We start from the raw sequence: 24,636 nt of genomic DNA on the forward strand, positions 1-24,636 counted from the left end.
GCCTTCCGGTCATTCCAGTCGCCTGCTCCTCCCCGCAAATGAGAAGAAAATCAGTTGACACGGGCCTTGCGGTTATCCTATAAAGCGGTGGTCAGACCAATTTAGCCCCCGGGAACGATGCCATGACCGCACTGCTGCTGATCCTGGTCAGCACCATCTTCGTCAACAACTTCGTCCTCTCCCGCTTCCTTGGCATCTGCCCCTTCCTCGGCGTGTCGAAGAAGGTGGAGACCGCCCTCGGCATGGGGATGGCGGTGACCTTTGTCATGACCATCGCCGCGGTGGTGACCTGGCTGATCCAGTACTTCATTCTTATCCCCTTCGGTATCGAGTACCTGCAGACCATCGCCTTCATCCTCGTCATCGCCTCGCTGGTGCAGCTGGTGGAGATGGTGATCCAGAAGGCGAGCCCGGTCCTCTACCAGTCCCTCGGCATCTTCCTGCCGCTGATCACCACCAACTGCGCGGTTCTCGGTCTGGCGGTCCTCAACATCCAGAAGGGCTACAACTTTATCGAGAGCGTCGTCTTCGCCATCGGCGCGGCCCTCGGTTTCACCCTGGCGATGGTCCTCTTCGCCGGCCTGCGCGAGCGCCTCGACTACTCGCCGGTGCCGCCGGCGTTTCGCGGCACCGCCATCGCCCTGATCACGGCCGGCCTGCTGTCGCTGGCCTTCATGGGTTTCGCCGGCCTCGTCAAGGGGTGAGGCGTTCCAGCGCCATTTAATCTCAGGTGGGTCGAATTCCCCGAAGCTTGCTTCGATGAAAGCGATCAATCTAAACTTTTGATACCCCGTAGCTTGCTGCGGGGAGATTCATTCACTTGTTGCCTGTTACGAATCACGGATAGTCCAATGCTTGCTTCCATCCTCAGCCTCGGTGGTATCGGTCTGCTCGCGGCGCTCGCCCTCGGGCTGGCGGCGCGCAAGTTTGCCGTCGAGGTCGACCCGCGCGAGCTCGCCATCCTCGAGGTCCTCTCGGGGGCCAACTGTGGCGCCTGCGGCTACCCCGGCTGCGGCGCCTACGCCAAGGCGGTAGCCGGCGGCACGGCCGATCCGACCCTCTGCACCCCGGGGGGCGCCGGCACGGTAGCGCAGATAGCCCACATCCTCGGGGTCGAGGCGACGGCGGCGGAACCGCAGGTGGCGGTGGTGCGCTGCCAGGGGGACAATGACCGCGCCAAGCTCAAGTACCACTACCTCGGCATCTACGACTGCACCGCCGCCCAGCGCATCGCCGACGGGCCGAAGAGCTGCCCCGGCGGCTGCCTCGGCCTCGGAACCTGCGCCCGGGTCTGCCCCTTCGGCGCCATTGAGATGACCGCCGCCGGACTGGCGGTGATCAGTCGCGAGAAGTGCACCGGCTGCCGCAAGTGCATTGCCGCCTGCCCGCGCCAGGTGATCGCCATGGCGCCGCTGCGGGCGACCGTGCATGTCCTCTGCAACAGCCAGGACAAGGGGGCGCTGGTGCGCAAGTACTGTCAGGTCGGCTGCATTGCCTGCCAGATCTGCCACAAGACCGTCCCCGCGGCCTACGTGATCGAGAATTCCCTGGCCCGGGTCGTTTACGAGCATCAGGAGGAGGCCGCCGCGGCGGTGGCCAAGTGCCCGACCAGGTGCATTCGTGATTTTGCCGAGGGCTATCCCGAGGGGAGCCGTTTTAGCGCGCCGACCTGCCCGACCACGGCCGGCCGGGCCGCGTGAGCCGGTGGCCCGGAAGTGATGCGATGAGACTCAAGAGTTTTCCCGGCGGGCTGCACCCGCCCGACAACAAGCAGTTCACGGCGCACAAGGCGATCGTCGATTGCCCGCTGCCGGCGGAGCTGGTGATCCCCCTCTCGCAGCACATCGGGGCGCCGGCGGACGCCTGCGTCAAGGTTGGCGACCTGGTGGCCAAGGGGGAGGTGGTCGGCCAGGCCCGGGGCTTCGTCTCGGTGCCGGTGCACGCCTCGACCTCGGGTGCGGTGGTGGCGGTCGAGCCGCGCCCGCACCCTGCCGGCAAGCCGTTGCCGGCGGTGGTAATCAAACCGGACGGGGAGGATCGCTGGATCGACGGCCTGGCAGGGATTCCGGCCGAAGAGCAGGACGACGAGAGTCTGCGCGACCGCATCCGCGCCGCCGGCATCGTCGGCCTCGGCGGCGCGACCTTTCCGACCCACGTCAAGCTGACCCCCCCGGGTGACAAGCCGATCGACACCCTGATATTGAACGGCGTCGAGTGCGAGCCCTACCTGACCGCCGATCACCGCCTGATGCTGGAGAATCCGGAGCGGATCGTCGACGGCATCACCATTCTGCAGCGGCTCCTCGGCGTGCGCCGGACCCTGCTCGGCATCGAGGCGAACAAGCCCGACGCCATCGCCGTCATGACCAAGGCCTGTGCCGGCACCAGCATCGAGGTGGTGGCGCTGGCGGTGAAGTATCCGCAAGGGGCCGAGAAGCAGCTGATCCTCGCCCTCATCGGCAAGGAGGTCCCCTCCGGCGGCCTGCCGATGGACGTCGGGGTGGTGGTGCAGAACGTCGGCACCGCGGCGGCGGTTGCCGACGCGGTGCGCCACGGCCGGCCGCTGGTGGAACGGATCGCCACCGTCTCCGGGCCGGCGATCGCCAATCCGCAGAATTTGCGGGTGCGCATCGGCACCCCGCTCTCGCACCTGGTGGCGGTCTGCGGCGGCGCCAAGGGGGAACTCGCCAAAATCATCATGGGCGGCCCGATGATGGGCAGCGCCCAGCTCGGACTCGAAGCGCCGGTGACGCGCGGCACCTCGGGGCTGCTCCTCTTCGGCCCGGGCCAGTTCCCGCGGGCGCCGGAAGGTCCCTGCATCCGCTGCGGGCGCTGCGTGCGCGCCTGCCCGGCCCATATCCTGCCGACCGCCATCGCCGCCTGCGCCCGCCTCGACCGCTTCGACGAGGCGGAGGGGTTCGATGCCATGGATTGCATCGAGTGCGGCTGCTGTACCTACACCTGCCCGGCGGCGATCCCGCTGGTCCAGGCCATCCGCCAGGCCAAGGCGGCAATCCTTGCCAAGCGAAGGAAGGGCTGACGTGGAATCGCCGCTCTATCTCTCCAGTTCCCCCCACGCCCACTCGGGGGTGACTACCGACCGGGTGATGCGCGACGTCATCATCAGCCTGCTGCCGGCCTGCGCCGTCGCCTTTTATCTCTTTGGCTGGCCGGCGCTTGTCACCCTGCTCCTCTGCACCCTGGGCTGCCTGGCGACCGAGGCCCTCTGCCGCAAGGGGATGGGGCAGGCCCTGACCCTGGGCGACGGCAGCGCCGCGGTGACCGGTATCCTGCTCGCGATGAACCTCCCCCCCTCCGCCCCCTGGTGGCTTTCGCTGCTCGGCAGCGTGGTGGCGATCGCCATCGGCAAGCAGGTCTATGGCGGACTCGGCCACAACCCCTTCAACCCGGCGCTGGTGGCGCGGGTGGTGCTGCTGATCTCCTTCCCGGTGCAGATGACGAGCTGGACCAGTCCGGCCCCCCTCGGCTCGGGCCTCGACGCCGTCACCAGCGCGACGCCGCTCGGCGAGATGAAGACCGCGGTGATGCTTACCGGCAAGCTCCCCGAGGCCCTCTCCGGCGGACTCGGGCACTATTTCACCGGCCAGATGGCCGGTTCCCTCGGCGAGGTCTCGGCCCTGGCGCTCCTCTGGGGCGCGGCCTACCTCTTCTGGCGCAAGGTTTTGACCTGGCACATCCCGGTCGCCTATCTCGGCAGCGTGGTGCTGCTCGGCGGCGCCTTCTGGCTGATCGACCCGACCCGTTACCCGAGCCCCCTCTTCCACCTGCTGACCGGCGGCCTGATCCTCGGCGCCTTCTATATGGCGACCGACATGGTCACCTCGCCGGTGACGCCGCAGGGGATGCTGATCTTCGGCGTCGGCTGTGGCCTGGTGACGGTGCTGATCCGCCTCTTTGGCGGCTATCCCGAAGGGGTCTCCTTCGCCATCCTGCTGATGAACGCGGTGACGCCGCTGATCGACCGCTTCGTGCGGCCGAAAAAGTTCGGCCTCGCCCCCGCGGCCAAGGGAGGGCCGGCATGAAAGAGATCGCCCGCCTCGTCTTTGCCCTGACCCTGATCGCGGTCGGCGCCGCCCTGATCCTCTCGCTGGTCGAAAGGGTGACCCGGGAGCCGATCGCCGAGCAGCGGCGGCTGGAGATGCTCAAGGCCCTCACCGCGGTGCTGCCGCCGATCGACAACCAGCCCGATAGCGACAGCGTCAGCCTGGTTGCCGGCAGCGACCGCAAGGGGCGGCCGCTGCAGCGGACCTTCTACCGCGGCCGCAAGGAGGGGGAGCTGGCCGGGGTCGCCTTCAAGGTCGTCGCCCCCGACGGCTACAGCGGCAACATCGAGATCATGGTCGGGGTCGATGCGGCTGGCGCCGTGACCGGGGTGGAGATTCTTTCCCATGCCGAGACCCCGGGGCTGGGGAGCAAGATCGCCGAGCCCTGGTTCAAGGATCAGTTCCGCGGCAAGACTTTGCAGAACGCCGACTGGCGCGTGAAGAAGGACGGCGGCGGTTTTGACCAGATCACCGGCGCCACTATCTCGCCGCGGGCGGTGGTCAACGCCCTTAAGGGGGGGCTGGAGTTCTTTGCCGGCCATCGCGCCGAGATTCTCGCCGGGGAGGCCAGGCCATGAACCTGCTGCAGGAATTTACCAAGGGGTTGTGGCGTGAAAACGCCGTCTTCCGGCTGGTGCTGGGGATGTGCCCGACGCTGGCGGTGACCACCAGCGCCGAGAACGGGCTCGGTATGGGCCTGGCGACCACCTTCGTGCTGGTCTGCTCGAACCTGGCGATCTCCGCCCTGCGCAAGCTGATCCCCGCCCAGGTCCGGATTCCAGCCTACATTGTCGTCATCGCTTCCTTTGTCACCGTGGTCCAGCTTGGCATGGAGGCCTTCGTCTACGACCTCTACAAGGCGCTTGGCATCTTCATCCCGCTGATCGTCGTCAACTGCCTGATCCTCGGCCGCGCCGAAGCTTTCGCCGGCAAGAAGCCGCTGCTGCCGTCGCTGGCCGACGGTCTCGGCATGGGGCTCGGCTTTACCCTCGCCCTCTTCGTCCTCGGCGCGGTACGGGAGCTCTTCGGCTCCGGCAGTTTGCTCGGTGTCAGCCTGTTCGGCGCCGCCTATCCCCCCTTCCTCCTCCTCATCCTCCCCCCCGGCGCCTTTATCGCCCTCGGCATCCTGCTTGCCCTGATGAACCGGTTCGATTCCCGCCGGGGTTGAAGCGATTCTGCAACGCGTGATTGTTAATCTCAGGTGGGTCGAATTCCCCGAAGCTTGCTTCGATGAAAGCGATCAATCTAAACTTTTGATACCCCGTAGCTTGCTGCGGGGAGATTCATTAAAAGTCCATTAACAATCACGCGTTTCCGCCGCGGCCGAGGTCGCGGTGCAAGCGCACCCGAGAGGCGGTCACCGACCCGGTTTGACCGGGTTAAAAACTGCCGCAAAGCCCCATTTAAACGGGCGTTCTTACTCGAAAAACTGCATACAGTATACTGTATTTTTTCCCTTGACAAAGGGTTTAATTTATCCTAACTTGCACACGGCCGTGCCCCGTAAACGGAATCCGGTGGTGCGTCCTTTTTCTCTGTCCAAAATCATCCTTTTCGGGAGGAGTTGTTTCCATGCTAGAGAGTTATCTGCCGATACTCGTCCTCGTCGCCATTGCCTTTGCCTTTGCTGTCGGCTCGGTGGTCCTGTCCCGGCTGATCGGCCAGAAGAAGCCTTCGGCCATCAAGCTCGCCCCCTACGAGTGCGGCATGCCGCTCTTCGGTACGGCCCGGGAGCGCTTCTCGGTCAAGTTCTACATCATCGCCATGCTCTTCATCGTCTTCGACATCGAGGCGGTCTTCCTCTATCCCTGGGCGGTCATGTTCAAGCGCCTGGGGATGTTTGGTTTCGTTGAGATGGGCGTCTTTATTCTGATCCTTCTTGTCGGTTACGTCTATGTCTGGAAAAAAGGAGCGCTGGAATGGGAGTAGAAGAAACCCTCGGCAATAATGTCATCACCACTTCGCTGGACAAGCTGGTCAACTGGTCCCGCGCCAAGTCGCTGTGGCCGATGACGTTCGGTCTCGCCTGCTGCGCCATCGAGATGATGGCCGCCGGCGCCGCCCGTTTCGACCTCGACCGTCTCGGCATCCTCTTCCGTGCCTCGCCCCGGCAGTCGGACTGCATCATCATTGCCGGCACCGTCACCAAGAAGATGCTGCCGGTCATCAAGGTCGTTTACGAGCAGATGCCGGAACCGAAATATGTCATCGCCATGGGCGCCTGTGCCTGCTCCGGCGGTATTTTCGATACCTACAGCACCGTTCAGGGGATCGACGAGGCGTTGCCGGTCGATGTCTACATTCCCGGCTGCCCGCCCCGTCCCGAAGGCCTCATCTACGGTATCGGCAAGCTGCAGGAGAAGATCATGAAGGAGCGTAACTCCTTCGGCGCGGTGATCGGTATCGGCGAGCGCATCAACGGGGTCTGATCCAGGTAACGATTCCACGAACAGAGATAGGGATTGAAGAATATGAGCGAACATGCAGCGGTAGCGAAGCTGAAGGAGCGATTCGCCGGGGCGGTCCTCGAGGTTGCCGAATTTCGCGGCGAGACGACGGTGACGGTGAAGAAGGAAGAGATCGTCGCCATTGCCTCCTTCCTCAAGCAGGACCTCGGATACAATTTCCTCTGCGACCTGTGCGGCGTCGACTACCTCGGCCAGACGCCCCGGTTCATGGTGGTCTACAACCTTTACAACATCAGCAGCAAGGACCGCCTCCGGGTCAAGGTTCCGGTCGCTGAGAACGATGCCGAGGTCGAGACGGTCAGCGGCGTCTGGGCGACCGCCAACTGGCATGAGCGCGAGTGCTGGGACCTGATGGGGATTTCCTTTGCCAACCACCCCGACCTGCGCCGCATCCTGATGCCGGCCGACTGGGTCGGGCACCCGTTGCGCAAGGACTACCCGTTGCAGGGACCCGACCGCGCTCCCTACCAGGGCCGCCTTTCCTAATCATCCGGCATGTTCACCCTTCGCTAGACGAGGTTAATGATGGCAACGACCGAAATCATGACCATAAACATGGGGCCGCAGCACCCCTCGACCCACGGGGTTCTGCAGCTGATTCTCGAGCTCGACGGCGAGATCGTCAAGAAGGCGACCCCGCATATCGGCTTTCTGCACCGGGGCGTCGAGAAGCTCTCCGAGCATCGCACCTATCACCAGGTCATCCCGCTGACCGACCGTCTCGACTACCTGGCGCCGATGAGCAACAACCTCGGTTACGTGCTGGCGGTGGAGAAGCTCCTCGGTATCACCGACCTGATCCCCGACCGCGCCAACCGCGTGCGCGTCATCCTCGCCGAGCTGACCCGTATCAAGAGCCACCTGGTCTGGCTGGCGACCCACGCCCTCGACATCGGCGCGATGACCGTCTTCCTCTACTGTTTCCGCGAGCGTGAGGCGATCATCGACATCTACGAAAAGATTTCCGGTGCCCGCATGACCTCCAACTACTTCCGCGTCGGCGGCCTTTCGGCCGACCTGCCGGCGGGGATCGAGCAGGAGATCCGCAGCTTCGTCGCCGCCATGCCCGGCCTGGTCGACACCTACGAAGGGCTGCTCACCGGCAACAGGATCTGGCAGAAGCGTACCATCGGAGTCGGCAAGATCAGCGCTGAGGATGCCATCGACATCGGCCTCTCCGGGCCGGCCCTGCGTGGTTCCGGGGTTGACTGGGACCTGCGCCGCGACAATCCCTACTGCGGCTACGAAGAGTATGACTTCAATGTCCCGGTGCGCACCGAGGGGGATACCTTCGCCCGCTACAAGGCGCGCCTCGACGAGATGCGCGAATCCTGCAAGATCGTCAACCAGGCCCTCGACAAGCTGCAGCCCGGGCCGGTCCTGGCCGACGCCCCGAAGGTCTGCCTGCCGCCGAAGAAGGACGTCGTCAACACCATCGAGGGGCTGATCCACCACTTCAAGATCATTACCGAAGGGTTCAAGGCCGAAGTAGGGGAAGTCTACCAGGGGATCGAGGCGCCCAAGGGGGAGCTCGGCTACTACCTGATCTCCGACGGCGGCAACCATCCGTACCGGATGAAGATCCGGCCGCCCTCCTTCGTCAACCTGCAGGCCCTGCCGCAGATGGTCGAAGGTTCTCTGCTGGCCGACGTCATCGCCACCATCGGGACCCTGGATATCGTTCTCGGTGAAATCGACCGCTAACCCGCTCTTCGGCGCGCGAGGGAGACCATGAGCAACGCAGCGGAACAAGTAGAGCAAGAGGAAATCGACCTGACCGGTGCCAACCAGGTCATCGATAAATATCTCGACATGCACGGGGCGCTGATGCCGGTGCTCCAGGAGATCCAGGAGGTTTACGGCTATGTGCCCGAGCCCTGCGTCCACCTGGTGGCCGAGCGGCTCAACGTCTATTCCAGCCAGATCTACGGCGTCCTAACCTTCTACGCCCAGTTCCACCTCGAGCCGCGCGGCAAGTACATCGTCCGCGTCTGCATGGGGACCGCCTGCCACGTCAAGGGGGCCGGCCGTATCGGCGACACCCTCAAGGACCGGCTCGGCGTCGGCCATGCCGAAACCACCGAGGATCTCAAGTTCACCGCGGAATACGTCGCCTGTATCGGCGCCTGCGGCATGGCTCCGGTCATCATGGTCAATGATGCCACCTACGGCAGCATGACCGTGAACAAGATGAACGAGGTCATCGACAAATACGTGAAGATGGACTGAAGCAACGCTTTCAACCCGATACCCTGATCGAGGATATACAGATGGCGGAAACAGCGGAAATGATCGAGGTTCTCATCTGCACCGGTACCGGCGGCATCGCCTCGGGCTCGCTGGTCGTGGCGGACGCCTTCCAGGCCGAGTTCGATAAACACGGCGTCGAAGCGAAAATCGGCAAGCGCTGTTCAATCAAGAAGACCGGCTGCCGCGGCCTCTGCGCCAACGACGTGCTGGTCGATATCGTGATGCCGGGACAGGCGGCTGTTACCTACGACTTCGTCACCGCCGAACTGGTGCCGCAGATCGTCGAGGAACATATTCTCGGCAACGAGGCGGTCGCCAAGAAGGTCGCCGGCGCCTATTATGAGAAGTTTCTGGAAAAACAGCAGCGCATCATCTTCTCCCGCTGCGGCACCATCGACGCGGAGAGCATCGACGAGTTCATCGCCCACAAGGGGTTCACCGGGATCAAGAAAGCGGTGACCATGACCCAGGATCAGGTCATCGAGGAAGTGAAGAAGTCGGGCCTGCGCGGACGTGGGGGCGGGGGCTTCCCGACCGGCGTCAAGTGGTCCTTCTGCAAGGCGACCCCGGGGACCGAGAAGTACCTGATCTGCAACGCCGACGAAGGGGACCCGGGTGCCTTCATGGACCGTTCGGTCCTCGAAGGCGACCCCTACGGCCTGATCGAGGGGATGATGATCGGCGCCTACGCCATCGGCTGTACCTTCGGTTACGTCTACTGCCGTGCCGAGTATCCGCTCGCCATCAAGCGCCTGCAGAAGGCGATCGATACCTGTTACGAAAAGGGGATCCTCGGCAAGAATTGCATGGGGCTCGGTTTCGACTTCGACATGCGCATCAAGGCCGGCGCCGGCGCCTTCGTCTGCGGCGAGGAGACCGCCCTGATGGCTTCCATCGAGGGGCAGCGCGGCATGTCCCGCCCCCGTCCCCCCTTCCCGGCGGTGCGCGGCCTCTGGGGCAAGCCGACCAACATCAATAACGTCGAAACCTTCGCCAACGTCGCCTATATCTTCTACAACGGCGCCGACTGGTACGCTTCGATTGGTACCGAGGGGACCAAGGGGACCAAGATTTTCGCCCTCACCGGCAAGGTCAAGCATACCGGCCTGGTCGAGGTTCCCGCCGGCACCACCATGCGCGAAGTCATTTACGACGTCTGCGGCGGCATCCTCAACAACCGCAAGTTCAAGGCGGTGCAGGCCGGTGGCCCCTCCGGTGGTTGTCTGCCGGGCGAGGCGATCGACGCCCAGGTCGACTACGACTCGCTGATCAAGGCCGGCGCGATGATGGGCTCCGGTGGCCTGGTCGTCATGGACGAGACGACCTGCATGGTCGACATCGCCCGCTTCTTCCTCAACTTCACCCGCGTCGAGTCCTGCGGCAAGTGTATCCCCTGCCGCATCGGCCTCAAGATCATGCTCGAGATCCTCGAGCGGATCACCGAGGGAAAAGGCCAGGAGGGGGACATCGAGCTGCTGCAGGATATGGCCTACGACATCAAGAAGAGCTCCCTCTGCGGTCTCGGTCAGACGGCGCCGAACCCGGTTCTGTCGACGATCCGCTACTTCCGCAACGAGTACGAGGCGCACATCAAGGAGAAAGAGTGCCCCTCCCACTCCTGCAAGCCATTGCTCCATTTCGAGGTTATCGAGAGCGCCTGCAAGAAGTGCGGTCTCTGCTACAAGATCTGCCCGGTCGATGCGATCCGCTGGGAAAAGGGCGGCATCGCCACCATCGACAAAGAGAAATGCACCCAGTGCACCTCCTGCTACGACGCCTGTCGTTTCATGGCCATTGAATAGTAGCCGGTTTTCCAGCTGATTCCGATACGAGGACGAGATGGTAAATCTGACGATTGACGGCAAAAAAATCACGGTCAAGAAGAACGCGACCATCTACGAGGCTGCCCAGGAAGCCGGTATCCATATCCCGGTCCTTTGTTATGCCAAGAAGCTGCTCCCCTACGGAGCCTGCCGGGTTTGCCTGGTGGAAGTCGAGCAGATGAAGGGGCGCCTGATCCCCTCCTGCACCACCCCGGTGACCGAGGGGATGGTGGTGACGACGACCTCGGACGAGATCCAGAAGGTGCGCAAGACCGTCCTCGAATTCCTGCTGGTCAACCATGTCGTTGACTGCCCGGTCTGCGACAAGGGGGGGGAGTGCGACCTGCAGGACCTGACCTACGAGTTCGAGGTGGTCAAGAACCGCTTCGAAGGGGTCAAGTTCGACCTCCCCAAGGACGAAGTCAATCCGCTCATCGAGCGCAACATGAACCGCTGCGTTCTCTGCGGCAAGTGTGTCCGGGTCTGTGACGAGATCGTCGCCTACGGCTCCTACTCCTTCATCAACCGCGGCTTCGAGACCAAGATTGCCACCGCCTTCGATCGCGGCCTCAATTGCGAATTCTGCGGCCAGTGCGTTTCGATGTGCCCGGTCGGAGCGATCCTGCCACGCCCCTTCAAGTTCAAGGCGCGCCCGTGGCAGCTCAAGGAGGTCGACTCGGTCTGTGGCTATTGCGGCAACGGCTGCACCGTCACCCTCGGAGTGAAGGACAACAAGGTCGAGACCATCCGCTTCAATGACAAGACCGGGGTCAACGATGGCAACCTCTGCATTCGCGGCCGTTTTGGTTATTCCTACGTCAACAGTGAAGAGCGCCTGCAGAAACCGTTGCTGCGCAAGGATGGTGCCCTGGTCGAGGTCAGCTGGAACGAGGCCCTCGAAGCGGTGGTGGCCGGTTTCAACGGCGCCAAAAATGCCGGTGGGGTCGGCATTCTCTCCGGCGCACGCCTGACCAACGAGGAGTTCCATCTCCTGAAAAAACTGGCCGGGACCCTTGGCAGCACCAACCTCGACCACTCCGGCGGCGAATGCTACAAGGGGCTGACCGAGGGGTTGCAGGAGACCCTGGGGCTGACTGCCTCTACCGGGACCTTTCCGCAGGTCGAAGAGTGTGATGTCATTCTTTCGATCCGTTCCGATTTTTACGAGACCCACCCGGTCTTCGGCATGGTCATCAACCAGGCGGTCAAGCGCAACGAGGCCCAGTTGATTGTGGTCGCCGACAAAAAAGGGAAGTTCGGTACTCTGCCCCACGCCGCGACTCTGCTCGCCAAGCCCGGCCTTGAGGTCAACATCCTCAATGCCATGGCTGCCGTCCTCATCGAGGAAGGCCTGGCGGTGACCGAGGGGGTCGAAAACCTCGACGCCCTCAAGGCCAGCCTTGCCGAATATGCGGTCGACAAGGTCGCCGCCGAGAGCGGGGTGGCCGCCGAAGCGCTGCGCAAGGCGGCCCGCCAGCTCGCGGCTGCGAAAAAGAGTGCGATTCTCCTCGCCTATGGCCTCCCCTACAGCGCCAACAGCAAGGAACTCGGGATCGCCGCGGCCAACCTTTCCATCCTCTCCGGCAATGCCGGGCGGGAAGGGAGCGGTCTCTATCTCTGTGGCGAGAAAGCCAACAGCCAGGGCGCCATCGATCTTCAGGTGCTGCCGGGCCAGGGTGGACTTGGTGCGCAGGCGATGCTCGCCGCCGCCGGGGAAGGGAAGCTCGGTGCCCTTTACGTGATCGGCGAAGACCCGCTGACCTCCTACCCGGACCGGGCCAAGGTCGAGGCGGCGCTGGCGAAGGCGAAGTTCGTCGTCGTTCAGGACCTCTTTCTTTCGCCGACGGCAGAGCAGGCCGATGTCGTGCTTCCCGCGGTCTCCTTCGCCGAGAAGGACGGGACCTTTACCAACGCCGAGCGGCGCATCCAGCGGGTCCGCCCCGGGGTGACCCGGCCCGGCGAAGCCAGGAGCGATGCCGAGATCTTCACCGCTCTGGGCGCACTGTTCGGCAGTACCCTGAGTTACACCGGCCCGGCGGCGATCTTTGCCGACCTGGCGCAGGCCGTTCCCGGGTACGCCGGGATCGACTTCACCGCCATCGGCGCCCAGGGTGTTGTCTGGGGCGGCGAGCAGCTGGCGCCGACCCGCAAGAAGGTGGTGCCGGTGGCTGGCGGCAAGCCCGTGACCAGCGCCTTTCAGCTGGTGACCGGCAGTGCCCTTTACCACAGTGGCACCATGTCGACCCGGGCCAAGGGCCCGCTGGCCGTCATCCCCGAACCCTACCTCGAGCTCGGTCGCGAAGACGCCGCTGCACTCAAGGTCGCCGAGGGGGATCTGCTCAAGCTCAAGGGGAACGGCGTCGAGCTGCAGCTCAAGGCCAAGATCGGCAACCGTCTCCCCAAGGGAGTGGTCTTTGCCCCCTATCACTTCGCCAGCGCCGGCATCAACCGGCTTTACCGCGGGGAAGCTGCCGTTTCGGTGGAAGTGAGCAAGTAACCAGGAGCGATCATGGATTGCCCCAAGTGTCAATCCCCGGTATCCGCCCGGGCCAGGTACTGTGATCAGTGCGGTGCCAATCTCGTCGAGGATGTCGGGTTCCTTCACCAGAAGGCGATCGACTGTTACCACCGCGGTCTGATTGACGAAGCAGTGCAGCTCTGGGACCAGGCCCTGCAACGGGCCCCGGAGTTCAGCAAGGGATATTACTACAAGGGGCTGGCCCTCTACGATCGCGGCGATCTGTCGCAGGCCGTAGCGGCTCTCACCCGGGCGTTGCAGGGCGAGCCGGAACCCTTCCGGGTCTACTTCAAGCTGGGGATGGCCCAATACGGCCTGGGGGATCTGGCCGGCAGCATCGCAAGCTACCGCCGGGCCCTGGAGATCAACCCCGGCAGCGCCGAAACCCATTACCGGCTCGGCCTCACCTGCCTGCGCAACTCCAGTCTCGATGAGGCCCGCAGCGCCCTCGAGCAGGCAGTCGCCATCAACGGCAGGTACACACGGGCGCTCTACACCCTCGGGCTGGTACTGGAGCAGCAGGGCGAATACGACCAGGCCGTCGAGCAGTTTCGCAAGGTGGTAACGATCAGCCCCGGCTATACTTCGGCCATTTTCGAGCTCGGCATGGCCCTTTACCGCAAGGGCGAGATGGGGGAGGCGGCCGACCAGTTCCGCGCCGCCGCAACGAGCAGTCCGCGCTTTGCCCCGGCCTGCTTCATGCTCGGCGAGACCTTGCGCCGGGCGGGTGATTTCGGCGGGGCGATCGACGCCTACCGGGATTCGCTCCGGCTCAACCCCAGGGACCCGGAGGCCTACGTCCATATTGCCGAATGCAACCTGCAGCTCGACCTGCTCGGTGCCGCCCTGGAGGCGGTCGACGCCGCCCTGGCGATCAACCCGCAGCATCGGGACGCCCAGTACCTCAAGTCCCACATGGGGCAGATGAAAACACCGCATAAACCCGGATTTTGACCGTCACCGATAACGACCGTGTCCACATCGTTTAAGGAAGAGGATAGACATGAACCCGGAAATCCTGAGCCTCTCTAACAGCCCCGCCCTGTTCGTCCTTGCCATGTTGGTCAAGATCCTCGTGGTCTTTTCCGTGACCATGCTGATGGTCGCCTACGCGACCTGGGTGGAGCGCAAGGTAATCGGCCACATGCAGACCCGTCTCGGCCCCATGGCTACCGGCTGGCATGGCCTGCTGCAGCCGATTGCCGACGGCCTCAAGCTCTTCTTCAAGGAAGATATCATTCCCTCGGAAGCGAGCAAGGTCCCCTTCATTCTCGCACCGATGATGATTCTGGTGCCGGCGCTGATCACCTCCGCGGTGATTCCCTTCGGCCCGGACCTGACGATCGGCAATTACGTCATTCCGATGCAGATCACCGACCTCAATGTCGGCATGCTCTACATCCTCGCCATGGCCGGTCTTGGCGTCTACGGCATCGTTCTCGCAGGCTGGGCCTCCAACAGCAAGTACTCGCTCCTTGGCGGCATCCGCTCTTCGGCACAGATGGTCTCCTACGAGCTGGCGGCCGGGATGTCGATCATCGCCGTCTTCATGCTCTCCGAGACCCTCAGCATGCGCGGCATCGTCGAAGCGCAGATGCAGCCGCTCTGGGGACTCACTTCGGTGCCGGCCTGGATGCACAACTGGTATATCTTCTCCCAGCCCCTCGCTTTCGGCCTCTTCGTCATCTGCGGCCTGGCCGAGATCAACCGCACCCCCTTCGACCTTCCGGAAGCCGAGACCGAGCTGGTCTCCGGTTTCTGTACCGAATACTCTTCGATGAAGTACGCCCTCTTCTTCATGGCCGAGTATGCCAACATGATCGTCATCTCGGCGATCGCGGCGACCCTCTTCCTCGGCGGCTGGGACGGCCCCTTCCCCGGCGCCATCAACATCCTGCTGAAGATCTTCGCATTCATGTTCTTCTTCATCTGGCTGCGGGCGACCTGGCCGCGGGTACGGTATGACCAGCTGATGTTCCTGGGGTGGAAGGTCTTCATTCCCCTTTCGCTCGCCAACATCGTGGTCACCGGCCTGGTGATCGTGGCACAGCAGTAATTCAAACACCCGAGACAAGAGGATTCGGCCCATGATCAAGGAATTCATCAAAGGTCTGAGCATTACCTTCCAGCACATGCTCCCGGGGCATTCGACCACGGTGCAGTATCCGAAGCAGAAACTGCAGGTCTCCGACCGCTTCCGCGGGCTGCACCGCCTGGTGCCGACCCATGATCGGGAGAAATGCGTCGCCTGCTACCTCTGCCCGACGGTCTGCCCGGCCAAGTGCATCACCGTCGAATCGGCCGAAAACGAAAAGGGCGAGAAGTACCCGCGCATCTACCAGATCGACCTGCTGCGCTGCATCTTCTGCGGCTACTGCGTCGAGGCCTGCCCGGTCGAGGCGATCGAGATGACCGGCAACTACGAGCTGGCCAACTACCAGCGGGACGACTTTACCTTTACCAAAGAGCGCCTTCTCAAGTAATCCATACAGGAGCGTTATCCCATGGAAATTCTGTTCTTTTACCTGGTCGCCCTGGTTGCGGTCATCTCGGGCCTGCTGGTCGTCACCTGCAAGAACCCGGTCAACAGCGCGATCTCGCTGGTCATGACCTTTGTCTGCCTGGCGACCTTCTATGTGATGCTGCATGCGCCCTTCATGGCTGCGATCCAGATCATGGTCTATGCCGGCGCGATTATCGTCCTGATCATCTTCGTCATCATGCTGCTCAACATCGGCACGACGTCGCAGCGACAGACCAGTCACAGCAAGGGGTTTGCCGCCGGGGCCGGCGTTCTGATGGTGATCCAGTTCCTCTACATGCTCAACCACAGCGACGCCACCGGAATGCCCGGGGAGATCACCAAGGAGGTCGTGGCACGGGTCGGGCACACGGAGTTGATCGGCAAGGCGCTCTTCACCGATTTCCTCCTCCCCTTTGAAATCACCTCGATCCTGCTCCTGGTTGCCATCGTCGGCGCCGTGGTGCTGGCCAAGAGGAACGTCTAGATCCCGCGGAACAGGAGAGAGAACCATGGAACCAACCGTCCACCATTATCTCGTACTCAGCGCAATCCTCTTTTCCCTGGGGACCGTCGGCGTGCTCACCAAGAAGAATGCCATTGTCGTCTTCATGTGTATCGAGCTGATGCTCAACGCCGTCAATCTCTCGTTCATCGCCCTGTCGCATTTCCTCGGCAGCATGGACGGGCAGGTCTTCGTCTTCTTCGTCATGACGGTGGCCGCGGCGGAAGCGGCGGTCGGCCTGGCGCTGATGATTGCTTTCTTCCGCAACCGCGAGTCGATCGACGTCGAAGAATTTAACCTGCTGAAATGGTGATTCACTGCGGATTCGCACGTGGCCCAATCCGATTAGAGGAGATATAGATGTACGACAAACTCTGGCTCATCCCATTCTTCCCCCTGCTGGGCTCGATCATCAACGGGCTGCTCGGCAAGAAGATCAAGAATGAGAAGATCATCGGTAGCATCGCCACCGGGATGATGGTCCTCTCCTTCGCGGTCTCCTGCAAAATGTTTTTCCAGCTGCTCGGGGACAGCGAAAAGGTTCACGAGGTGGTGATCGCCTCCTGGATGTCGGTCGGCCAGCTGCAGGTCGATTGGGGATTCCTCCTCGATCCCCTCTCGGCGCTGATGATCATGGTCGTCACCGGGGTCGGTTCGCTGATTCACCTCTACTCCATCGGCTACATGCATGGAGAAGAGGGGTTCTACCGCTTCTTCTGCTACCTGAACCTCTTCGTCTTCGCGATGCTGATGCTGGTGCTCGGCAACAACGCCCTGGTCATGTTCATCGGCTGGGAGGGTGTCGGCCTCTGTTCCTATCTCCTGATCGGTTACTATTTCCACAAGAAGAGCGCGGGCGACGCCGCCAAGAAGGCCTTCGTTGTCAACCGCATTGGTGACTTCGGCTTCCTGCTTGGCCTCTTCACCCTCTTCTATGCCCTCGGCAGCAAGGGGGTGTGGACCATCAACTTCGTCGAAATCGGCCATAATGCCCATCTCCTCGGGACCGGCAGCGTGGTGGTGACAGTGATCACCCTCTGCTTCTTCCTCGGCGCCACCGGCAAGTCGGCGCAGATTCCGCTCTACACCTGGCTCCCGGATGCGATGGAAGGCCCGACCCCGGTCTCGGCCCTGATCCATGCGGCGACCATGGTCACCGCCGGCGTCTACATGATCGGCCGCATGAACGGCCTCTTCGCCATGGCCCCGACGACGATGATGGTCGTCGCCATTGTCGGCGCCGCCACCGCGATCTTTGCTGCCTCCATCGGTTTTGCCCAGAACGACATCAAACGCGTTCTCGCCTACTCCACCGTCTCCCAGCTCGGTTACATGTTCCTGGCGATGGGGGTCGGCGCCTTTACCGCCGGTATCTTCCACCTGATGACCCACGCCTTCTTCAAGGCCTGCCTCTTCCTTGGTTCGGGCTCGGTCATTCACGGTATGCATCACGGTCTCCACCACGCCCATCTCCATGACGATCCCCAGGATATGCGCAACATGGGTGGGCTGCGCAAGAAGATGCCGATTACCTACTGGACCTTCCTGATCTCCACCCTCGCCATCGCCGGCGTTCCCGGCCTGTCGGGCTTCTTCTCCAAGGACGAAATCCTCTGGTGGTCCTTCGCTTCGACCCGCGGTGCCATCGGCCTCTGGATCGTCGGTGCCCTGGCCGCCGGCATGACCGCGTTCTACATGTTCCGCTGTGTCGCCATGACCTTCTGGGGCGAACAGCGCACCAATCCCAAGGCGAAGGATCACATCCCCGAGTCCCCCTGGGTCATCACCCTGCCGCTGGTGGTGCTGGCTGCCCTCGCCGCCGTTGGCGGCCTGATCGGGGTCCCGGCCCTCTTCGCCAAGGGCTGGAACCGCATTGAGCACTTCCTTGAGCCGGTCTTCGGCCATTCCCAGGAGACCTACCACATTGCCGTCAAGGAAGCTCTGGCCCATTCCCATGGCGCCGAGTGGGGACTGATGGGGGTTTCGGTGGCGATCGCCTTCATCGGCATTGGCATCGCTCTTTACATGTACAAGTCCAATCCCGACCTCCCCGGCAAGTTCACTGCCGCCTTCCCCAAACTGCACAAGGCGGTCTTCAACAAGTGGTACATTGACGAACTCTACGATTTCCTCTTCGTCAACCCGACCAAGCGTTTCGGCACCTTCCTCTGGAAAGGGTTTGACGTCAAGGTGGTCGATGGTGTCGTCAACGGGCTGGCCAGACTGTTCGGTGCGATGGCCGCCGGGCTGCGCGGCACCCAGACCGGCATGGTGCACAACTATGCGATGGGTATGGTGGTTGGCGTGGTGCTGATCGTCGGTTTCTTCGTCCTGAAGTAAAAGCGTCGGCTGCTTTGCAATAGCAACATAAGGAGCGATTTCCAATGACCGAACATCTTCTCAGCCTGATAACCTTCCTCCCGCTTTTGGGGGTTGTGTTCCTGCTCTTCTTCCCCAGGGATAACGAAGGGCTGCTCAAGGGCTTCACGCTGGTGGTGAGCCTGGTGACCTTTGTCATCAGCCTGCCGCTCGCTTTCAACGATGTCTTCAAAACCACGGCCGACATGCAGTACGTCGAATTCGCGCGCTGGATCACCATCGGCGATTATTTCCAGATGAACTACAACGTCGGCATCGACGGCATCAGCCTCTGGCTGGTCCTGCTGACGACCTTCATCATGCCGATTGCGGTCCTCTCGACCTGGAACGCGGTGGAGAAGTACACCAAGGGGTTCATGGCGCTGCTGCTGCTGCTGGAGACGGCGATGCTCGGTGCCTTCATCTCCCTCGACCTCTTCCTCTTCTACATCTTCTGGGAACTGATGCTGATCCCGATGTACTTCCTGATCGGCATCTGGGGCGGCAAGAACCGCATCTACGCCGCGGTCAAGTTCTTTATCTTCACCGCCGTCGGTTCCCTGCTGATGCTGGTGGCGATTATCTTCGTCTACTACCAGGCGCTCCAGGCCGGCATGCCCTTTGACAACGGCTTCAGCATTGCCGACTTCTACAAGCTTTCCATCGCTCCGGATCTCCAGGTCTGGCTCTTCGCCGCCTTCGCTTTCTCCTTTGCGATCAAGGTGCCGATGTTCCCGGTGCACACCTGGTTGCCCGATGCCCATACCGAAGCGCCGACCGCCGGCTCCGTGATCCTGGCGGCCATCCTGCTGAAGATGGGAACCTACGGTTACGTTCGCTTCGCCATGCCGCTCTTCCCCGACGCCACCCAGATGTTCATCCCCTTCCTCTCGACGCTGGCGGTGATCGGTATCATCTACGGCGCCCTGGTGGCGATGATGCAGGACGACGTCAAGAAACTGGTCGCCTACTCCTCGGTCTCCCACCTCGGTTTCGTCATGCTCGGCGTTTTCGCCATGAACATCCAGGGGCTGCAGGGCGGCATGCTGCAGATGATCAACCACGGCATCTCGACCGGCGCGCTCTTCCTTATCGTCGGCTTTATCTACGAGCGGCGCCACACCCGCGAGATCAAGGAGTTTGGCGGTCTCGCCAAGGTGATGCCGATCTTCGCGACGATCTTCATGATCATCACCTTCAGCTCCATCGGCCTGCCGGGGACCAACGGTTTCGTCGGTGAATTCCTGGTCCTGATCGGCGCCTTCGAGAGCGAGCTGCGCTGGTTTGCGGTGGTGGCGACCAGCGGTGTCATTCTGGCCGCGGTCTACATGCTCTGGATGTTCCAGCGGGTGATGTTCGGCGAGTTGAAGAACCCGAAGAACGAAAATCTCAAGGATCTTTCCCTGCGCGAAATCGTCATCATGCTGCCGCTGCTGGTCTTCGTCTTCTGGATCGGGGTCGCACCCAATCCCTTTTTCGAGAAGATGAATCCCTCGCTGGAGCGCCTCATCGAGCAGGTCAAAGGGAAACAGCAGGTCGCGGTGGTCGAGAAGGTAGAGATGCCCAGCCACATGGGCCATGGCCACGAGTAACGATACTTAGATATATCTCGGCTTCCGAAGGAGCATTTCCATGGAAAATCTGGTGCAAATCGCCATGCAGAACGTGAACTTCTGGGCCATCATGCCCTCGCTGGTGCTGACCTGCTTCGGCATGGTGCTGCTGCTGGTGGCCGTCTTTTCCAAGCGCGGCCGAACCACCCACGTCGCCTGGCTTAGCATCGTCGCCCTGGTGGTGACCGGCTATTTCGCCTACCTCGGCTGGAACAACCCCCAGTTCGGTTTCGCCGGGCACGTGGCGCTCGATAATTTCGCGACCTTCTTCAACTTCACCTTCCTCTTCTCGGCGGCGCTGGCGATTTTGATGTCCGACGATTATCTGAAGCGGGAAGGGTACCCGATTGCGGAATACTACCCGCTGATTCTCTTCGCCACCGCCGGGGCGATGTGGATGGCTTCGGGCACCGACCTGATGACCATCTTCCTGGGGTTGGAGGTCCTCTCGGTCGCCCTCTACGTCCTCTCCGGCCTCTTCCGCAACCAGTTGCGCTCCAACGAGGCCGGACTCAAGTATTTCCTCCTCGGCGCCTTCTCCACCGGCTTCCTCCTCTACGGCATCGCTCTGCTTTACGGCGTCACCGGGACGACCAACGTCGCCGACATCGGACTCTTCCTGTCGTCGCACCCGGCGGTTCTCGGTAATCCGATGACGATTGCCGGCATGCTGCTCCTCTCGACCGGTTTCCTCTTCAAGATCGGCGCCGCGCCTTTCCACATGTGGGCTCCGGACGTTTACCAGGGTGCCCCGACCCCGATCACCGCCTTTATGAGCGTCGGCCCGAAAGCGGCGGCCCTGGCGGCCTTCATTCGCATCCTGATTCTTGGCCTGGGTGGCCTGCACGCCGAATGGGGTCCCCTCCTCTGGCTGCTGGCGGTACTGACGATGACCGTCGGTAACATCGTCGCCATCGCCCAGACCGATATCAAGCGCATGCTCGCCTACTCCTCCATCTCCCATGCCGGTTACGCTCTGGTCGGTATCGTCGCCGCCAACGAGATTGGTCTGTCGGGCGTCTTCTTCTACATGCTCGTCTACACCTTCATGAATCTCGGCGCCTTTGCCGTGCTGGTCCTCGCCGGCAAGGAAGGGGAGAACAACCTGACGCTTGAAGGGTTTGCCGGCTTCGGTTACAAAAAACCCTTCCTCGGCATTGCCATGACGATCTGCCTCCTTTCCCTGATGGGGCTGCCGCCGACGGCTGGCTTTGTCGGCAAGTTCTATATCTTTTCCGGCGCGGTCAAGGCCGGCTACATCTGGCTGGCGGTTATCGGTGTTCTCAACTCTGCGGTCTCCCTCTACTACTACCTGCGGGTCATGGTCGCCATGTACTTCCGCGATCCGGCCGAAGACTTCTCCTGGGTGAAGGCCAACCTCGGCGCCACCATTTCCCTGGTGCTCGCCCTGATCGGGATCTTCTACCTCGGCATTCTCCCCGGTCCGGTGATGGAACTGGCCAAGCAGGCGCTTTTCTAGCCTGGTCTCGGTAACGTGTTATACTGCGAGCCCCGAATCGATTTTCGATTCGGGGCTCGTTTGCGTCAGTGGCCGAACGCAAGGGGCTGGTCAGTACGCCATCGGAATCAATGAGGGAAAGATGCCAACAGAAACGGGAAGCGGAAGGACACGGGGCCGGGCAGTGTTCTATATCGCCGTGCTGGCCTACCTGATATGCGCGGGATCCTGGGTATGTGCAGAGGAGGCGGTTCCGGAAGCCGCTGGCACCCCGGGAGCCTTTTCCGAACGGATGAAGCTGGAAGGGAAGCTGGAGAGCAATCCCTTTTCCATTACTACCTACAAGCGGAATTACCTGCTTCCCCTGAGCTACAATGCGTCACCCAATCGCAGGACCACCTCGGATGTCGGTGACACCGTCGATCACGCTGAGGTCGAGTTCCAGGTCAGCCTGCAGTTCCCCCTGGTCAACAGCCTCTGGAAAGAGAACGGTCGCCTCTTCCTCGCCTATACCAACCATTCCTGGTGGCAGGCCTATAACAGTGATGCCTCCAGCCCGTTCCGGGAAACCAACCACGAGCCCGAGTTGATGTTGGCGATTCGAACCGATCAGAGGATTTTCGGTTTTGACGCCAAAAGTTTTACCTTCGGGCTGGTGCACCAGTCGAATGGCCGTTCCGGCACCCTTTCTCGCAGCTGGAACCGGGTGCAGGGTTATTTTATCTTCGAACGCGGGCGGCTGGTGCTGGCACTCTGCCCCTGGTACCGGATTCCCGAAGAAGCCAAAACCGGACCGGACGATAGCTCGGGGGATGACAATCCCGATCTGGAACGATACCTGGGATACGGAGAGCTGACGGCGGTTTACAAACTGGGAGAGCAGACCCTCGGCATGGTGTGGCGCAACAACCTGCGGGCCGAAGGGAACAAGGGAGCGATCGAGATCGACTGGAGTTTCCCCCTGGCCGGTCGCTTCAAGGGGTATGTGAAATATTTCAATGGTTACGGGGAAAGCCTGGTCGATTACAATGCCTCAAGCAACCGCATCGGCGTCGGGCTCCTCTTCAGTGATCTGCTGTAGGTCCTTAAGCTTCAGAGCAGGCCGTCCTGGCGCAGTTGCCGGATCAGGACCTTGACAATTTCCTGGGTCTGGCTCTGGATCGCTTCGGAGGTGGTAGTGCGCGTAAGGATGGTCCAGATCAGTTTGCCGCTGTTGAAATCGTAGAGATTGGTCTCGAGATCGAGGACTTTGTAGGTGACGTCATAACTGCGAACCGTGGTATAGCTGCGGCTGTAGTCGTTGTACCAGTGGCTGGGGGGCGGGTAGCGCCCGTCGTAATAATCGTAAGGGTAATTGCGGCCGTTGAAGCTGCGATCGGTGTTGATATCGGTGACGCGCTGCTTTTCCTTTTTAAGGTCGACCAGTTTGGTGACGAGGATCGTATCGACACCGATTTTTTTGGCGGCGGCGTTGATCTCCTCCTGGGAGGCGCCGCCATCGGGGAGCACGGAAAAACTGGGGACCGCCGTTACGCCCTCGGCGTCAAGGCCGTTGGCAAAGGCCGATTCGAAAATCTTGCGCGTGCTCTCTTGCTTGGCGACGCCGAGTACCAGGACCCTGTTGATGCGGGCGCTGTAACCCGGGTCCCGCCAGGTGCCGCTGATCCTGGTGGAGGCGCAACCGGTCAGGGTCAACAGCAGGGCGACGAGGATGGCAGGAAGGGTCGTTTTCACGGTGGATAAGCTCCTTTGCAGAAAAGCGGAGCGGCAATCACTGCCGCCTGCCTCTGATACTATATGCTTTTCGCTGCCAACTGCAATCCCCGGCGCAGGTTGCGCTTTTACTGCCCGCAATCCCTGTTAATCTTTTCCGGGGGGGGCACTGGTGTTAAACCTCGGGGACAAAGGACGGGACGTGGCATGAATCGAGGCGAGGAAGTCGCTGCCGCCCAATTGCAGGAGGCCGCGGCGGAGGAATGGATCCTGACCCTGGCCGGAACCTGGAGCCTGCGGGGAGATCGTCCGGTTGACGATCGCCTTATGGCCCGGCTCGCAGCCGCCAGCGGCCGGCTTGGTTTCGACAGCGAACAGCTGACCGGCTGGGATAGCAGTCTTCCTCTGTTCCTGCGCCAAATTGAAGGACAGGTCGACCAACGTCAGCTGGCCATTGATCGTAGCGGGTTGCCGGACGGGGTACGGCGTCTCCTTACCCTGACAGATAGCGGCAGCGAAGCTAAACGGGATGCGGATCGGCAGGCCCCTCCTGGCTTCCTGGCCCGGGTCGGGGCGGCCATGCTGCAACGGATGGAATGGTCCGCCTTGGCCCTTGCTTTTCTCGGCGGAACGACGCGGGCGGCCTGGCGCATGCTCAGGGGGAAGGCGCGCTGGCGCCCCGAGGATCTCGCCGGTTTCCTCCAGGACTGCGGGCCACGGGCCCTCCCGATCGTCAGCCTGATCGCCCTGCTGGTCGGCCTGATCCTCGCCTTTATCGGCGCCATGCAGCTGCAGACCTTCGGTGTGCAGATCTATGTCGCCAACCTGGTCGGCATCGGCATGGCCCGGGACATGGGGGCGATGATGACGGGAATCATCCTCGCCGGCCGTACCGGCGCCGCCTATGCCGCCCAACTCGGGACGATGCAGGTCAACGAGGAGACCGACGCGCTGCGCACCCTCGGCATCGACCCGCTCGAATTTCTCGTCCTGCCGCGCTTGCTGGCCCTGGTCCTGATGATACCGCTGCTCTGCTGTTATGCCGACCTGATGGGCATCATCGGCGGCGGCCTGGTCTGCGTCAGCCTTTTCGATATCACGCCCCTGCAATATCTGCAGCAGACCCGGGAGGCGGTCCCGCTTTATCATTTCACCGGCGGTCTGGTCAAGGCGACCGTCTACGGCATCGTGGTCGCCCTGGCGGGGTGCCACCGCGGCCTCGCCTGCGGCCGCAGTGCCGCCGCCGTCGGCGAGGCGACGACCGCAGCGGTGGTAACATCGATTGTCTGGATCGTGGTCTGGTGCGCCATCCTGACCGTGCTCTACAACCTGATCGGAGTCTGA

General features: G+C 62.2%; 24 protein-coding genes. 23 read left to right on the plus strand and 1 reads right to left on the minus strand.

Going from position 1 to position 24,636, the window contains the following annotated elements; genetic code table 11:
• The first annotated feature begins 122 nt into the window (after positions 1 to 122).
• The 22 genes from rsxA (at position 123) to DBW_RS02425 (ending at position 22,660) form a co-directional block, all read left to right on the plus strand.
• Positions 123 to 704, plus strand: coding sequence for an electron transport complex subunit RsxA (gene rsxA, locus DBW_RS02320; protein ID WP_066723666.1), 582 nt, complete (start codon positions 123 to 125; stop codon positions 702 to 704).
• Positions 705 to 851: 147 nt separating this feature from the next.
• Complete coding sequence (locus DBW_RS02325) at positions 852 to 1,700, plus strand: RnfABCDGE type electron transport complex subunit B (RefSeq protein ID WP_066723668.1); 849 nt, start codon at positions 852 to 854, stop codon at positions 1,698 to 1,700.
• A gap of 23 nt (positions 1,701 to 1,723) precedes the next feature.
• A complete protein-coding gene (rsxC, locus tag DBW_RS02330) occupies positions 1,724 to 3,040 on the plus strand; it encodes an electron transport complex subunit RsxC (protein WP_066723670.1) in 1,317 nt (438 codons plus the stop codon).
• 1 nt (position 3,041) lies between these two features.
• Positions 3,042 to 4,043: an RnfABCDGE type electron transport complex subunit D gene (locus DBW_RS02335; RefSeq protein WP_197463708.1), complete on the plus strand. Its 1,002-nt coding sequence runs from the start codon at positions 3,042 to 3,044 to the stop codon at positions 4,041 to 4,043.
• Positions 4,040 to 4,642: an RnfABCDGE type electron transport complex subunit G gene (locus tag DBW_RS02340; RefSeq protein ID WP_066723672.1), complete on the plus strand. Its 603-nt coding sequence runs from the start codon at positions 4,040 to 4,042 to the stop codon at positions 4,640 to 4,642. The genes DBW_RS02335 and DBW_RS02340 overlap by 4 nt, the downstream gene beginning before the upstream one ends.
• Positions 4,639 to 5,232 (plus strand): electron transport complex subunit RsxE, encoded by a 594-nt coding sequence (gene rsxE, locus DBW_RS02345; protein WP_066723674.1) that lies wholly within the window; start codon positions 4,639 to 4,641, stop codon positions 5,230 to 5,232. Before DBW_RS02340 ends, rsxE begins: the two co-directional genes overlap by 4 nt.
• Before the next feature lie 404 nt (positions 5,233 to 5,636).
• Positions 5,637 to 5,993, plus strand: coding sequence for an NADH-quinone oxidoreductase subunit A (locus DBW_RS02350; protein ID WP_066723677.1), 357 nt, complete (start codon positions 5,637 to 5,639; stop codon positions 5,991 to 5,993).
• Positions 5,984 to 6,493: an NADH-quinone oxidoreductase subunit B gene (locus tag DBW_RS02355; protein WP_066723680.1), complete on the plus strand. Its 510-nt coding sequence runs from the start codon at positions 5,984 to 5,986 to the stop codon at positions 6,491 to 6,493. Before DBW_RS02350 ends, DBW_RS02355 begins: the two co-directional genes overlap by 10 nt.
• A gap of 42 nt (positions 6,494 to 6,535) precedes the next feature.
• Entirely contained in the window at positions 6,536 to 7,018 is a 483-nt protein-coding gene (locus tag DBW_RS02360; protein ID WP_066723683.1) for an NADH-quinone oxidoreductase subunit C, read from the plus strand.
• 39 nt (positions 7,019 to 7,057) lie between these two features.
• On the plus strand, positions 7,058 to 8,236 hold the full coding sequence (gene nuoD, locus DBW_RS02365; protein ID WP_066723685.1) for an NADH dehydrogenase (quinone) subunit D: 1,179 nt from the start codon (positions 7,058 to 7,060) through the stop codon (positions 8,234 to 8,236).
• Positions 8,237 to 8,263: 27 nt separating this feature from the next.
• Positions 8,264 to 8,761, plus strand: a complete 498-nt coding sequence (nuoE, locus tag DBW_RS02370; protein ID WP_066723686.1) for an NADH-quinone oxidoreductase subunit NuoE — start codon at positions 8,264 to 8,266, stop codon at positions 8,759 to 8,761.
• A 41-nt stretch (positions 8,762 to 8,802) separates the two neighbouring features.
• Complete coding sequence (nuoF, locus tag DBW_RS02375; protein ID WP_066723688.1) at positions 8,803 to 10,584, plus strand: NADH-quinone oxidoreductase subunit NuoF; 1,782 nt, start codon at positions 8,803 to 8,805, stop codon at positions 10,582 to 10,584.
• Positions 10,585 to 10,621: 37 nt separating this feature from the next.
• Positions 10,622 to 13,102, plus strand: coding sequence for an NADH-quinone oxidoreductase subunit NuoG (gene nuoG, locus DBW_RS02380; RefSeq protein ID WP_066723691.1), 2,481 nt, complete (start codon positions 10,622 to 10,624; stop codon positions 13,100 to 13,102).
• Positions 13,103 to 13,114: 12 nt separating this feature from the next.
• Positions 13,115 to 14,077, plus strand: a complete 963-nt coding sequence (locus tag DBW_RS02385; protein WP_066723700.1) for a tetratricopeptide repeat protein — start codon at positions 13,115 to 13,117, stop codon at positions 14,075 to 14,077.
• Positions 14,078 to 14,126: 49 nt separating this feature from the next.
• A complete protein-coding gene (nuoH, locus tag DBW_RS02390; RefSeq protein WP_066723702.1) occupies positions 14,127 to 15,179 on the plus strand; it encodes an NADH-quinone oxidoreductase subunit NuoH in 1,053 nt (350 codons plus the stop codon).
• A gap of 31 nt (positions 15,180 to 15,210) precedes the next feature.
• A complete protein-coding gene (locus tag DBW_RS02395; RefSeq protein WP_066723705.1) occupies positions 15,211 to 15,606 on the plus strand; it encodes a NuoI/complex I 23 kDa subunit family protein in 396 nt (131 codons plus the stop codon).
• Between the two features lie 21 nt (positions 15,607 to 15,627).
• A complete protein-coding gene (locus DBW_RS02400) occupies positions 15,628 to 16,131 on the plus strand; it encodes an NADH-quinone oxidoreductase subunit J family protein (protein WP_066723708.1) in 504 nt (167 codons plus the stop codon).
• 25 nt (positions 16,132 to 16,156) lie between these two features.
• Positions 16,157 to 16,462, plus strand: a complete 306-nt coding sequence (gene nuoK, locus DBW_RS02405; RefSeq protein ID WP_066723711.1) for an NADH-quinone oxidoreductase subunit NuoK — start codon at positions 16,157 to 16,159, stop codon at positions 16,460 to 16,462.
• A 47-nt stretch (positions 16,463 to 16,509) separates the two neighbouring features.
• The gene (nuoL, locus tag DBW_RS02410) at positions 16,510 to 18,489 is read left to right on the plus strand and encodes an NADH-quinone oxidoreductase subunit L (RefSeq protein ID WP_066723713.1); all 1,980 of its coding nucleotides are present in this window, start codon (positions 16,510 to 16,512) and stop codon (positions 18,487 to 18,489) included.
• A gap of 44 nt (positions 18,490 to 18,533) precedes the next feature.
• Positions 18,534 to 20,099, plus strand: a complete 1,566-nt coding sequence (locus DBW_RS02415; protein ID WP_066723715.1) for an NADH-quinone oxidoreductase subunit M — start codon at positions 18,534 to 18,536, stop codon at positions 20,097 to 20,099.
• A 40-nt stretch (positions 20,100 to 20,139) separates the two neighbouring features.
• Complete coding sequence (locus DBW_RS02420) at positions 20,140 to 21,600, plus strand: NADH-quinone oxidoreductase subunit N (RefSeq protein WP_066723718.1); 1,461 nt, start codon at positions 20,140 to 20,142, stop codon at positions 21,598 to 21,600.
• Between the two features lie 271 nt (positions 21,601 to 21,871).
• Positions 21,872 to 22,660 (plus strand): phospholipase A, encoded by a 789-nt coding sequence (locus tag DBW_RS02425; protein ID WP_197463709.1) that lies wholly within the window; start codon positions 21,872 to 21,874, stop codon positions 22,658 to 22,660.
• An 11-nt stretch (positions 22,661 to 22,671) separates the two neighbouring features.
• Here DBW_RS02425 and DBW_RS02430 read toward each other — a convergent pair whose 3' ends face one another.
• A complete protein-coding gene (locus DBW_RS02430; RefSeq protein ID WP_066723722.1) occupies positions 22,672 to 23,313 on the minus strand; it encodes a hypothetical protein in 642 nt (213 codons plus the stop codon).
• A gap of 186 nt (positions 23,314 to 23,499) precedes the next feature.
• Here DBW_RS02430 and DBW_RS02435 point away from each other — a divergent pair, with 186 nt between their 5' ends.
• A complete protein-coding gene (locus DBW_RS02435; RefSeq protein ID WP_066723726.1) occupies positions 23,500 to 24,636 on the plus strand; it encodes an MlaE family ABC transporter permease in 1,137 nt (378 codons plus the stop codon).

Source organism: Desulfuromonas sp. DDH964 (genome assembly GCF_001611275.1).
In the GTDB taxonomy this organism is placed as follows: Bacteria; Desulfobacterota; Desulfuromonadia; order Desulfuromonadales; family DDH964; genus DDH964.